Annotated in this window: 12 protein-coding genes; 8 read left to right on the top strand and 4 right to left on the bottom strand. The window is 68.8% G+C overall.

All coding sequences use genetic code 11. The features are described 5' to 3' along the window. Positions 1-3 precede the first annotated feature (3 nt). The 4 genes from AB4Y92_RS12515 (at position 4) to AB4Y92_RS12500 (ending at position 3,523) form a co-directional block, all read left to right on the top strand. The gene (locus AB4Y92_RS12515; RefSeq protein WP_441819943.1) at positions 4-732 is read left to right on the top strand and encodes a C39 family peptidase; all 729 of its coding nucleotides are present in this window, start codon (positions 4-6) and stop codon (positions 730-732) included. 48 nt (positions 733-780) lie between these two features. Beyond that, positions 781-1,536: a hypothetical protein gene (locus AB4Y92_RS12510; RefSeq protein ID WP_441819942.1), complete on the top strand. Its 756-nt coding sequence runs from the start codon at positions 781-783 to the stop codon at positions 1,534-1,536. A 33-nt stretch (positions 1,537-1,569) separates the two neighbouring features. Continuing rightward, a complete protein-coding gene (locus tag AB4Y92_RS12505) occupies positions 1,570-2,913 on the top strand; it encodes a transporter (protein WP_441819941.1) in 1,344 nt (447 codons plus the stop codon). Between the two features lie 232 nt (positions 2,914-3,145). Continuing rightward, a complete protein-coding gene (locus AB4Y92_RS12500; protein WP_441819940.1) occupies positions 3,146-3,523 on the top strand; it encodes a hypothetical protein in 378 nt (125 codons plus the stop codon). On the opposite strand, the gene AB4Y92_RS12495 is transcribed toward AB4Y92_RS12500, so the two are convergent. The 3 genes from AB4Y92_RS12495 to AB4Y92_RS12485 form a co-directional block, all read right to left on the bottom strand. Further along, positions 3,520-4,986: a sigma 54-interacting transcriptional regulator gene (locus AB4Y92_RS12495; protein ID WP_441819939.1), complete on the bottom strand. Its 1,467-nt coding sequence runs from the start codon at positions 4,984-4,986 to the stop codon at positions 3,520-3,522. The genes AB4Y92_RS12500 and AB4Y92_RS12495 overlap by 4 nt on opposite strands. Before the next feature lie 444 nt (positions 4,987-5,430). Then, positions 5,431-6,486, bottom strand: a complete 1,056-nt coding sequence (locus AB4Y92_RS12490) for a class 1 fructose-bisphosphatase (protein ID WP_215055075.1) — start codon at positions 6,484-6,486, stop codon at positions 5,431-5,433. 155 nt (positions 6,487-6,641) lie between these two features. Further along, complete coding sequence (locus tag AB4Y92_RS12485) at positions 6,642-7,160, bottom strand: hypothetical protein (RefSeq protein WP_441819938.1); 519 nt, start codon at positions 7,158-7,160, stop codon at positions 6,642-6,644. 238 nt (positions 7,161-7,398) lie between these two features. Between AB4Y92_RS12485 and AB4Y92_RS12480 the strand changes: the two genes are divergently transcribed. Both AB4Y92_RS12480 and dinB read left to right on the top strand, forming a co-directional pair. Further along, complete coding sequence (locus AB4Y92_RS12480; protein ID WP_441819937.1) at positions 7,399-7,836, top strand: hypothetical protein; 438 nt, start codon at positions 7,399-7,401, stop codon at positions 7,834-7,836. 149 nt (positions 7,837-7,985) lie between these two features. Beyond that, positions 7,986-9,113, top strand: coding sequence for a DNA polymerase IV (gene dinB / locus AB4Y92_RS12475; protein ID WP_441819936.1), 1,128 nt, complete (start codon positions 7,986-7,988; stop codon positions 9,111-9,113). Between the two features lie 488 nt (positions 9,114-9,601). Here dinB and AB4Y92_RS12470 read toward each other — a convergent pair whose 3' ends face one another. Further along, entirely contained in the window at positions 9,602-10,135 is a 534-nt protein-coding gene (locus AB4Y92_RS12470) for a GNAT family N-acetyltransferase (protein WP_441819935.1), read from the bottom strand. Positions 10,136-10,391: 256 nt separating this feature from the next. Here AB4Y92_RS12470 and AB4Y92_RS12465 point away from each other — a divergent pair, with 256 nt between their 5' ends. Beyond that, entirely contained in the window at positions 10,392-11,057 is a 666-nt protein-coding gene (locus AB4Y92_RS12465; RefSeq protein WP_215055064.1) for a response regulator transcription factor, read from the top strand. After that, a complete protein-coding gene (locus AB4Y92_RS12460) occupies positions 11,054-12,601 on the top strand; it encodes an ATP-binding protein (protein WP_441819934.1) in 1,548 nt (515 codons plus the stop codon). Before AB4Y92_RS12465 ends, AB4Y92_RS12460 begins: the two co-directional genes overlap by 4 nt. Positions 12,602-12,659 lie beyond the last annotated feature (58 nt).

Genomic DNA, 12,659 nt, shown 5'->3' with positions numbered 1-12,659 from the left:
GCCATGTCGCCGATCCGCACCGTATTGCTCGCTGCCCTGACCGTCGCCGCCTTGTCCGGCGGCGCGCGCGCGCAGTCGGGCGAGGAGCGCCGCACCGCGGTCGATGTCACCCGCCTCACCGGCAATGGCACCTCGCCGATCGTCAAGCCGATGCGCACGCTGCGCGATCTGCGTTATCGCGATCTGCTGCATCAGCGCTACGACTTCAGTTGCGGCTCGGCGGCGCTGGCCAGCCTGCTGCATTACGGCTACGGCCTTGAGGTCAACGAGCCCGAGCTGATCAAGAAGATGATGGTTGGCGTGGACCCGAACGAAGTCGTGCGCAACGGCTTCTCGATGCTGGACATGAAGCGCTACGTCGAAAGCATCGGCCTGCGCGCGCACGGTTTCCGCATCGATGCCGACGCCTTGTACCGCCTGCAGATGCCGGTGATCGCGCTGCTGGACCTGAAGGGCTATCGCCACTTCGTCGTGGTCAAGGGCGCGGCCGGCGGCCGCGTGTTCGTCGCCGATCCCGCGCTGGGCCATCGGGTGATGCAGGAAGCCGACTTCGTGCGCGGCTGGAACGGCATCGTCCTGGCGGTGGTTTCCGATCAGCCGATGCGCACCGATTCCTACCTGGTCAACAACCGCAGCTCGCCGGCCCTGCAACGCCGCGTGGACGCGCTCGACCACGCCACCGCGCCGCCGCGGGTGGTCGAGTTCGGGCTGGTGATCGCCGATCTGTTCTGAATTTCCGCGTCGCGAGCCGCGACGCATGCACTCGTTCCGAGGTGTCCGATGAACCGCCCATCACTCCCCCGTGCCCTGTTCTCGGCCCTCCTGGCAGCGGCGGCCGCGGTGCAACCCGCGGTCGCCCTGCCCCCTTTGCGCGCGGATCTGGTCGATGAAGCCACCCTGGCAAAGATCAGCGGCAAATACTTCGGCGCGCAGATGCTGGTGGGTCTGCGCGTGGACGTCATCTCCAGCTTGAACACGCCGCAGCAAGGTGCGGCGACGGCGAGCGGCTCGCTGCTGGTGCAGCGCGACGGCGCCGGCTTCGCGGTGTCGGTCGATGCGCGCAGCCATGCCGAAGCCGGCAGCGGCGGCGCGTTGCCGAACAACAGCCATGCGAACGGCGCCGATGCGGTGCAGGTGCGCGGCATCGGCCAGATCGCGCAGATCGCCGGCGACGGCAATCGCCTGTCCAATCTGACCTCGATCGGTTTCGTCGATCAGGCCCAGGCCAACACCGACGCCAGCGGCTTCAACGGCCAGAGCCAGAGCGCCGCGAGCGCCGGCACGATGCAGGCGCGTGTGACTTTCCTCGACGGCGGCGTGCATGTGGGCATCGAAGGGCCGGGCGCGTCGATACAGCAGCGTCTGGATGCCGGCGCGCAAGGCGGCATCGCCCAGCTCGGCCGCATCGCCGGCAACGGCATGGACGCCGGCAACCGATTGCAGCTGCAGATCGTCACCGCGGCGATGACGCCGCAACTGAGCCGGCAACTCGGCCTGCAGCAGGCGCTCGACAGCCTGCGCGCGCTGCCTCGCTGAATTCACCTTCCTCTTGTCAGGGACGCCAGGATCATGCGCGCCGCTCACGCACCGCTTTACCTCGCCCTAGTGCTGGCCCTGAGCGCGCCCGCGCGCGCGGCTGACGACGGCGGCGAGACCATCGAACAACAACGCGCGCAGTTCAAATCGCTGCACCAGCGCATGCTCGACATGAGCCGCGAACTGGACGCGCAGAAGGCCGAAATCCAGCAACTGCGCGATCAGGTCGATGATCTGCAACTGACCCAGCGCGGCCGCGGCCTGTCCGCGCCGAACGGTCCGCAGCAGGAATTGGTGGGTCAGGACGCGCGCGACGTCGCCGAACAGGCCAAGCGCAAGGCCGCCACCACCGCGGCCAGCGACGAGGATCGCGACGCGCCGGTGCAGGTCGGCCAGACCCAGCGCGCCGAGGACGCGCAACGCCGCGAGCAGGAAAAAGCCCTGGTGGTGCGCGAACACGCGCCCTTGTTCGAGCGCAAGTTCACCCTCGATACCGGCCTGAGCTACAGCTACTACGACCGCCGCCAACTCGCGCTCAGCGGCTTTCTCGCCCTGGACGCGATCTTCCTGGGCAGCATCAACCTCGATCAGACCAAGGCCAGCGTCGCCACCTTCGAACTCAGCGGCCGCTACGGCCTCACCGACCGCATCAGCGTCGAAGCCAGCCTGCCGTACGTGTACCGCGACTCGCGCTTCGTCAGCGGCGGCGCCGGCGGCGCCTCCAGCGTGGTCAGCGAAGTGCGCATGCGTTCGCAGGGCGTGGGCGACGCCAGCGTCGCGGCGTACTACCAATGGGTGAAGGAATCGCAGCGCTGGCCCGACATCGTCACCAGCCTGCGCGTGCGCGCGCCGACCGGGCGCGACCCGTTCGGCCTGAAGCTGATCCAGCCCGACGGCGACAACAACAACCTCAACATCCCCGAGAACCTGCCGACCGGCTCGGGCGTGTGGGCGGCGACGGTCAACGTCTCGGCGCTGCGCACCTACGACCCGGTGATCCTGTTCGGCAACATCGGCTACACCTACAACCAGCCGACGAACTTCGACGACATCTCGCCGGTGGCCGAGCAGGTTTCGCCGGCGCGGGTGGAACTGGGCAATGCGATCCAGCTCAGCGGCGGTCTGGCCATCGCGCTCAACGATCGCTCGGCGGTGAGCTTCTCGGTCGCCACCTCGGTAACCGGCGCCACCCATATCACCGCACCGGGCGGCAGCAAGCGCCGCGTGCCGGGCAGTTCCAGCAACTCGACCACCCTCAACATCGGCGCGAGCTACGTGCTGCCCTCGGGCTGGACCATCAACGGCCAACTGGCCGCCGGTCTCACTCCGGATGCGCCGAATTTCGTGTTTTCGATGCGCGGTTCGAAATCCTTCTGAGCCGTCCGGCGATTCAAGCTTTCAGCGCAACGGCGTCGCACGACGCCCCACGCCGGGGCGGAGGCCTGATCTCCGCCCCGTTTTTTATGTGACGCGCGCTTGCAGCGATTTCAATTGCGATTGCGCGGCGCATCGCCGCGGCGCCAGAATCGCGCCACCCACGATCGCGCTATCGAGAAGTACCGCCGATGAATCACTGGTTCGTTCCTGCATCGGCAGCGTGGGCCCGGTCATGAATCTGCATTGGCGTCTGTTGGTTTCGACCAAGACTGAACCCGCGGCACGCAAGCTCGCGGCCAAACATTTCCGCCGCGCCCAGGTCGAGGTGTCGGCGTTGACGCTGGCGCCGTACGAAAAGGGCGGCTACAAGATCCAGGCGCGCAGCGAGCACGCGACTTCGTCGTGGTCCGACAGCGTGGTGGCGGCGATCGCCCTGGCCCAGCGCACTGGCCTGGGCTGGAGCCTCAATGGCCTGATCATCGATGAGCTGGCGCTGTGGAGCACGCAGGCTTCGACCCCGGGCATCGATGCGATCGAAGTGGTCGTGCACCGGATCGAACCGGCGACGACGAATGGCGCGGACGAACCGGCCGACCGGGCGACGGCTTAAGCCGTGCGGACGGCGTCGTCGTCGATCTCTTCTTCGCCGCCGCGCATGCCCAGCCGCTGCATCAACCGATACAAGGTCACCCGCGACACACCCAGCTCGCGCGCCGATTCGCCCAGGCGCCGGCGGTTGCGGTGCAGGGCGCGTTCGATGGCTTCGCGCGTGGCCAGATCGCGGGCTTCTTCCAGGGTCATCGGCACGCCGTCGGCGGCATCGTCGATGTGCAGGTCGGCGGCGGTGATGTAGCGGCCTTCGGCCATGACCACGGCCTGGCGCACGCGGTTGATGAGTTCGCGCACGTTGCCCGGCCACGGATGGCGGTGCATGGCCTGGCGCGCGCACGGCGAGAAACCCTTGATGCCGCGCGAGGTTTCCTGCGAATAGCGTTGCAGCGCGTGATCGGCGATCAGGTCGATGTCGCCGCCGCGTTCGCGCAGCGGCGGCTGTTGCAGGCGCAGCACGCACAGGCGGTGGAACAGGTCGGCGCGGAAGCGGCCGTCGGCGATGGCCTGATCCAGATCGTGATGGGTCGCCGAAACGATGCGCACGTCGACCGGGATCTGTTCGTGTCCGCCCAGGCGTTCGATCGAGCCTTGCTGCAGGAACCGCAGCAGCGAGGCCTGGCTCTCCATCGGCAGGTCGCCGATTTCGTCCAGGAACAAGGTGCCGCCGTTGGCCATCTCGATCCGGCCGAGCTTGCGTTGCTGCGCGCCGGTGAAGGCGCCGCGCTCGTAGCCGAACAATTCCGACTGCACCAGGTTGTGCGGGATCGCGCCGCAGTTGATGGCGATGAACGGATTGCGGCTGCGATGCGACTGGCGGTGCACGGCCATCGCCGCCAGTTCCTTGCCGGTGCCGGTCTCGCCGGCGATGAACACCGGCGCGTCGGTGGAGGCGGCCTTGTGCAGGCCGCGGCACAGCGCGCGGATGGCTTCGCTTTCGCCGATCATGCCGTCCACGCCGCCGCTGCACAGCACGTCGGCGCTGCCGGCGCCGCAGGCCAGCGCGGCCATGCCGTAAGCGTGGCCGATCACCGTGTGCAGCACCGCTTCCGGGCAGGGCAGGGTGACGTAGTCGTAGCAGTAGTCGCGGATCAGCCGGCGCGCGGGTTCGTCGTCGAGCTGGGCCGAGGCGACGCCGGCGATCCAGCCGGCGTTCTGCGCGGCCAGGGCGGGGCCGAGCTCTTCCAGGTCGCGCGCGTCGAAGCCTTCGCGCAGATCGATCAGCACCGCATGCGGCAGGCGCGGGCTGGACTGCAGCTGCCGCAGCGCGGCGCGCGCGTCGGGCGCGCGGCGCAACGTCCAGCCCAGGTTCTGCAGCGGGGCGAGCGCATGCATGCGTCCGGCGCCGCCGGGGCTGAGGTAGATGAGTTCGCGCGCGCCGTCGCCGCGCGCGGCAACCACCCGCGCGGACGCAGGATGCGTTGCGGAGCGACTCCCCAAGTCGCCACGGATGCCGTTGGCCATAGCTGTATTCCCCGCCGGCGCAAGGCGCCTGCAATTACCGCAAGTAATTACTCCAACGCAGAGTCCGGCGAAAGGCGGTCACCGACGGCCGGTAGGCCGGGCTTGCTGCGTTTATACGGGCGGCTTGGCGGGGTGCAAGAAACGGGCCACGGAATTGTTTCGATCTAACCGCGGCGACACACCGCATACGGCGAAGAATGTTGGCGAAGCCGGGACGCGCGCAAGCACATGTTTCGACGACACCTTCATCGCCTCGCACCAGGCACGCAGCCATGCACAGCGCTGAAGAGCCCATGCCCGCGCCGTCCTCATCGCTGGAACCGTGCCGGATATTTACGTCGCGCCGGTCGCGGACATCACCCACGCACGCTCACGCCGCGCGAACCGCGTCGCAGGTCGGCGGGAAAACGGCGGCGGAACCGGTCCGGTCCCGCCGCCCGTGCATCACGCCTGTTCGGCGTCGAACTCGTGGTGATAGCGCACCGCGGTCTCGACCTCGGCCTTGCTGCCCAGGAACACCGGCACGCGCATGTGCAGGCCGGTGGGCTGCACTTCCAGCAGGCGCTGGCGGCCGGTGCTGGCGGCGCCGCCGGCCTGTTCCACCAGGAAACTCATCGGGTTGGCTTCGTACATCAGCCGCAGCTTGCCGCCCTGCGCCGCGCACTTGGCGTCGAGCGGATAGCTGAAGATGCCGCCGCGGGTCAGGATGCGGTGCACGTCGGCGACCATCGAGGCCACCCAGCGCATGTTGAAGTCCTTGCCGCGCGGGCCTTCCTTGCCGGCCAGCAGATCGGTCACGTAGGCTTGCATCGGCGGCTGCCAATGGCGCTGGTTGGACATGTTGACCGCGAATTCCTTCGTGTCGTCCGGGATCTGCATGCCGCGCGTGGTCAGCACGAAGCTGCCGACTTCGCGGTCGAGCGTGAACGCGTGGGTGCCGTTGCCGATGGTCAGCACCAGCATGGTGCTGGGGCCGTAGGTGGTGTAGCCGGCGCAGACCTGCTCGGTGCCGGGCTGCAGGAAGTCCTGGTCCTGCGCCTGGGTCACGCCTTCGGGCGCGCGCAGCACCGAGAAGATGGTGCCGACCGAGATGTTGACGTCGATGTTGGACGAGCCGTCGAGGGGATCGAACAGCAGCAGGTAGTTGCCGCGCGGGTAGACGTCGGGGATCGGATGCGAGGTGTCCATTTCCTCCGAGGCCAGGCCGGCGAGGTGGCCGCCCCAGGCGTTGGCTTCCAGCAGGATCTCGTTGCTGAGCACGTCGAGCTTCTTCTGCGCCTCGCCCTGGATGTTCATGCTGGCCGCGCCGGGCGTGCCGGCATCGCCGAGCACACCGCCCAGGGCGCCCTTGCCGACCGCGATGGAGATCGTCTTGCAGGCACGGGCGACGACTTCGATCAGCAGGCGCAGGTCGGGATTGATGCGCCCGGCGCGTTGTTCCTCGATCAGGTAGCGGGTCAGGGAGATGGAGGTGTTGCTGGGGCTCAGGACGGAGGACATGGGCTCGGGGCAGTGGCGGCGAGGGGCGCCATTGTCGCCGATGCGGGTGACCGGACGCAGACCGCCGGCGCCTGCGCATTCAGTTTTTGCGCGCTGGATCGGGGTTCGGCGAGGGGGCAGGGCGGGGCCGGAGCCCGGGCGGCGCGCGGGTTTGCTCAGTTGTCCGACGCCCGCGCGCGTTCGCTCAGATGGATCGAATCGGCCTCGCGGCGCAGATGCCGCTCGGTCACGCCGAAAGCCTGCGCGACCTCGCGCTGGCTGCGCCCGGCGCGTACCGCCGCGCGGATGGCGACCCGGCGCAGGCCGACGAACACGCCCCAGGCCGAGGGGATCTCGATGGTGCCGGCGGCGCTGGCGCGGTCGAGCAGGCGCCGGTGGGTGGCCGGGTCCAGCGGCACTTCGAGCCGGTCCGAGCAAGCGACGCGGCCGCGCGGCAGATACAGCCGGCGCCCGCCGTGGCGCAGCACCAGCCGCAGCATCGCGTCGAATCCGCTCAGGCCGGCGACCTCGGCCGCGACCCAGGGCAGCGAGGCCAGCACGGCCACGCGATGGTCTTCGCAGAACCGGCACAGCGAGTCGAAGTCGTCCGTGTCCGGCGGCGGCAGTCCGGTGAAGCACGGATGCGCGGCGATGGCGGAGGCGGCGGGGGGCTGCAGACGAAGTTCGGAAGTCATGCCCGGCAGAACGCGGCGTTGCGCGGAACGTGAATGGCGCGAACGCATCGGTGTTTGGGTTCGCGACGGCGGTCGGCGTGCGCGATCGCCGCGCCGCGCTGCGATATCGATCGCCCGTTCCGCGCGGCCGCCGCCGGATTGCGCCGGCCGTCTGCGGATCGCGTCCGCATGTCGCGCCCGTTCGCGCCGCGCTACAACCGACCAACACGCGGCGCACCGCCGCGACCGGGAGACGCCGATGCCGTATCAGATCAATTACACCAACCAGCCGCTGGCGATCGCCGAATGCCAGTACGGCTCCGCCAATGCGGTGCCGCCGCTTCAGGGGCAGCAGATACAGCCCACGGTGAAGTTCACCAACTTCACCTCCTGCATCGGCGTGATCGGCGCCAGCAACAACGGCGCGCAGGCGATCGGCATCCATCTGGTCATCGTCGATGGCGCCGGCAATGTCTTCAGCGCCGCCGACGTGCCCACGGTGACCGCGCTGTTGGTCGGGTTCCAGCAGAACCTGTGCATCGTGGGTCAAGTCGGGGTGTGGCAGGACAACGTGGGCGCCGCCTATGCCGCGCTGGCGCAGGCGCTGGGCAATCCGCCGATCCTGGACAACGGCGATGGTTTGTACGGCGCCGGATTCAACAACGTCGGCGTGCTGGTGCCGATCTATCCGGCCTGAGGCCGCCGCTGCGGGCGCGCCGATCGAAACGCGCGGCGCGCCCCGGCGCCGCCGCGCGCCGCATTGCCGCCGGTTCGCGCACAAGCGCGGTCGCAGCCTGCGCGCGCAACAGCGCTACCATTCGGCCACCTCCCGTTGGCGTGCGCCGCGTGTCCGAGCCGGTTTCCAGCCGCAAGATCCTGCATGTCGATATGGACGCGTTCTACGCGTCGGTCGAACAGCGCGACGATCCGGCGCTGCGCGGGCAACCGGTGGTGGTGGCCTGGCGCGGCTCGCGCTCGGTGGTGTGCGCGGCCAGTTACGAGGCGCGCAAGTTCGGCGTGCGCTCGGCGATGCCGGCGGTGCGCGCCGAGCGCCTGTGCCCGCAGGCGGTGTTCGTGCCGCCGGATTTCGTGCGCTACAAGGCGGTGTCGCGGCAGGTGCGCGAAATCTTCGCCCGCCACACCGACCTGATCGAACCGCTGTCGCTGGACGAAGCCTATCTGGACGTCACCGCGACCAAGACCGGCCTGCCTTCGGCGACCGCGACCGCCGAAGCCATCCGCGACGCGATCCGCGAGGAAACCCGGCTGACCGCGTCGGCCGGGGTGGCGCCGAACAAATTCGTGGCCAAGATCGCATCGGACTGGAACAAGCCCGACGGCCTGTTCGTGGTCAAGCCGCATCAGGTCGAGGCGTTTCTGGCGCCGCTGCCGGTCGGGCGCCTGCCCGGCGTGGGCAAGGTGATGGAAGCCAAGCTGGCCGAACTGGGCGTGCAGCGCGTCACCGATCTGCGCGCGCTGGGCGCGTTGGCGCTGGAGCAGCGTTTCGGCCGCTGGGGCCGGCGCCTGCACGAACTGGCCTACGGCATCGACGACCACCCGGTCGAGCCGTCGCGGCCGACCTTGCAGATTTCCTCCGAAGACACCTTCGAACGCGACCTGCCGCTGAGCGAGGTCGAAGCCGACCTGCGCGCACTGGCGGCCAAGACCTGGGCCGGTTATCAGCGCGAACTGCAGCGCAATCCCGGGCGCATCGCGCGCACCGTGGTGCTCAAGCTCAAGACCTCGGATTTCCGCATTCTCACCCGCAGCCTGACCCCGCCGCATCCGCCGACGAGCGAAACCGAACTGGCCGACCTGGCCTGCGGCCTGCGCGCGCGAGTGGAGTTGCCGGCATCGACCTTGTACCGGCTGGTCGGTGTGGGTGTGTCGGGTTTTGTCGAAGAGGATGAGGCGATCGCGCAGTCGGATCTGTTCGATGGTGGGGTTGAGGATGAGGTGTTGGAGGGGCGGTGAGGGGATGCACCGCGAGACTTTTTCGCCGTCGCCTTTAACGTCATCCCTCAGAACGTCATTCCCGCGAAGGCGGGCTCTGCTCTACTTCGGCGAAGCCGAACATCCAGAGCCTTCAGCGCCATCCTTCCAGACCGTCATTCCCGCGAAGGCGGGAATCCAGAGGCTTCAGCGTCATCCTTTCAGTCCGTCATTCCCGCGAACGCGGGAATCCAGTGACTTCAAGCGTTCTCGCACGAAAGGCCCTGGATTCCCGCGTTCGCGGGAATGACGGTAGGTAAGAATGCGTAGTGCTGAGTGAATAGCGTGGAGTGCGAAATACGAAATACGAAGTGCGAAGTGCGAAGTGCGAAGTGCGAAATACAAAGTGCGGACTGCGGACTGCGGACTGCGAAGTGAGGACACGAAGCGCGAAGTGAGGAGTACGGCCTACACGGCGCATCCCGCAAAAAATCCAACCCCACCTTCCCACTCCATCGCGCGCCCCAACATCACCCAACCACCACCTCACTCTCCGTCCGCACCACATACTTGACCGCCTCCACCCGCACCGCCCGCAGCGGCGCATCCAGCTCGCGCGCAGCTTCGCTCCAGGCCGGCGACTGGCATTGCAGATTCAAACAGCCGAAACGCTGCGCCGCGTCCAGCGCATGCCGCAGCAACTCGGTCTCCACGCCACGCCCGCGCCAGGCCGAGCGCACGTAGGGATCGTCCAGCTGCAGGCAATACGCGCGCTCCAGCATCGAAAACCCGGCGGTCGCGCTGGCGTAGCCGATCACCTCGCCATCGACCTCGGCCAGCCACGCCCAGGCGCCGAACGGCGGCTCGAACAGGACTTCCATCAACTCCAGCGCATCGGTGCGCGGCGGGCCGTAGGGACGGCGCTCCAGCGCGCGGCTGTCGGCGTGCTCATCGCACAGCGCGATCAAGGTGGGCGCATCGGCGGGCAGCACCGGGCGCACGGTCAGGACGACGGATCCGTGCTCGGCGGGAGCGGTTGGGGTCGCGGCAAGCTGGGGTTTCATCGCGGGGTTCCGGTTTAGGGGGACGGAGGGGACATCGCGGCCGGGGGCGGCCATTGCCTGAACCGCCGCGCGCCGTGGCGGCCGCGACGGGCGTAGCATCCTCGCCAACGGTGTCTGCAACGAAATGCGGGCAGCGGACATGGCGGGGCACCACGGGAAGTCAGAGTGGATCGTGCGCGCCGGCTTTTAAGAAGTTTTTAATCGTGCCGGCGCAGCCTGAGTCCTGGCGATGCGGCCAAATGACGCAAGACGAGGCATGAAAATCCTGCTGGTGGAAGACGACGCGATGCTGGCCGAGGCCGTGCGCGCGGGACTGACCGACGACGGCTGGCGCGTGGAATGGGTCGGCGACGCGCCGCAGGCCAAGACCGCGCTGGTCGATCACGACTTCGACGCGGTCGTGCTCGATGTCGGCCTGCCCGGCGGCTCGGGCCTGGGCGTGCTCAGCACCTTGCGCAACCGCTACGACGCCACCCCGGTGCTGATCGTGACCGCGCGCGACAAGCTCAGCGAACGCATCGCCGGCCTGGATGCCGGCGCCGACGACTACATCGTCAAACCCTTCCAGTTCGACGAACTGTGCGCGCGTTTGCGCGCGGTGATGCGACGCAGCCAGGGCCGGGTTTCGCCGGTGCTGAGCTGCGGCACGGTGGTGCTGGACCCGGCGCGGCGCCTGGTCACCCGCGACGGCGAGCCGGTCGCGCTCAGCGGCCACGAATTCCGCACCCTGATGCTGCTGCTCGAACGCCAGGGCCGCGCGGTCACCCGCGAGCAGCTCGAAGAAGCGGTGTACGGCAGCTCCGGCACCATCGAAAGCAACACCATCGCGGTATACGTGCATCAGCTGCGGCGCAAGCTCGGCGAGCAACTGATCGTGACCGTGCACGGCTACGGCTACCGCATCGGCGGCGGTCCGGCATGAGCAGCATCGACGGCCGCAACGACGCCTCGCCGCCGCACGCCGCGCAGGACGAAGCCGGCGGCGGCCGCCACGGCCGCGATCACGACGAACGCCGCCAGCGCTGGCACGATCACGAACAGCGCCGGCGCGAATGGCAGGAGCGCTGCGGCCGGCGCGAATCCTTCGCCGGCGGCCGCTCGCTGCGCTGGAAGCTGACCTGGGTGCTGATCAAGACCGTGCTGCTGGCGTGGTTCGTATGGCTGGCGTGCCAGGTCTGGCAACTCAGCCGCGAACACTCCGGCATGCTCGACAACTCGCTGCGCGAGATCGCCGAGCAAGTGCTGGCGTCGATGCCCGAAGGCCTGGAGCGGCTGCCTTCGCGCGATCCCAAGCGCATCACCGAGCCGGTCGCGGCCGATCGCAAGATGAGCTTCCAGGTCTGGGCGCAGGGCCGCAACGTGGTGTATTCCGCGGCCGCGCCGCTGCAGCCGCTCAATCCCACGTTCAAGGACGGTTTCGCCCGCCGCCTCATCGGCGGCGAGCCGTGGCAGGTGTACACGCTCACCGATCACCGCCGCGGCCTGATCGTGCAGGTCGGGCGCAGCAAGCAGATGGCGATCCAGGAGCTGCAGGGCTGGATCGCCGGCAGTCTGCTCGCGGCCGGCCTGATCCTGGTGTTGTTCGGCCTGGCGACGTGGAAGGTCATCGGCCGTTCGCTGCGTCCGATCACGGCCCTACGCGAAATCCTGCAGCAACGCCCGCCGCTGGATCTCACGCCGCTGCCGACCCAGGCGCTGCCGTCGGAATTCCGGCCGCTGGTGGACGCCTTCAACAATCAGCTCGAACGCGTCGATGCCGCGGTCCAGCACGAGCGCCGCTTCATCTCCGACGCCGCGCACGAACTGCGCACGCCGCTGGCGGTGTTGAGCACGCACGCCGAACTGGCCTTGCGCGCGACCACCCTGGAAGAGAAGAACGCCGCGCTGGTGCGCCTCAACGCCGGCGTGCAGCGCAGCGCGCGTTTGTCCGAGCAGTTGCTGGATCTGGCGCGGCTGGATGCGGGCGAGGAGTCGGTGCGGCTCAAGCCGCTGGATCTGTCGGACCTGATCGTGCTGGTGATCCGCGATTTCGAAACCCTCGCGCGCGAGCGCCGCCAGCGCATCAGCCTGCGCGCCGAGCCCGCGCGCCTGCTGGGCGATGTCGATCAGCTCGGCATCCTGCTGCGCAATCTGATCGACAACGCGGTGCGCCATGCCGGCGCCGAGGGCCAGGTCGCGGTGACCTGCGCGGTGCACAGCAGCGGCGCGGTGGTGCTCAGCGTCGCCGACAGCGGCTGCGGCGTCTCGCCGGAGGATTGCGACCGCATCTTCGACCGTTTCTATCGCGCGCCGGGCAGCCCCGACGGCGGCAGCGGCATCGGCCTGTCGCTGGTCGCGCGCATCGCCCAGACCCACGGCGCCCGCATCGAATGCGGCCCGGGCCTGGAACGCGCGAGCGACGATCCGCGCGGCCCCGGCCGCGGCTTCGAGGTACGGGTGCAGTTCCCGCTCGCGCCCGCGGGCTGAGGGCGCGCCAACCCCGGTTATCCCGCGATTGCGCTTTCGCCCCGCGCCACCGCCCTGC

The sequence above is a fragment of the Lysobacter sp. TAB13 genome (assembly GCF_052113885.1).
GTDB lineage: Bacteria > Pseudomonadota > Gammaproteobacteria > Xanthomonadales > Xanthomonadaceae > Lysobacter > Lysobacter gummosus.
Note: the sequence above shows the minus strand (reverse complement) of the source record. Positions and strands in the feature narration are given on the sequence as shown.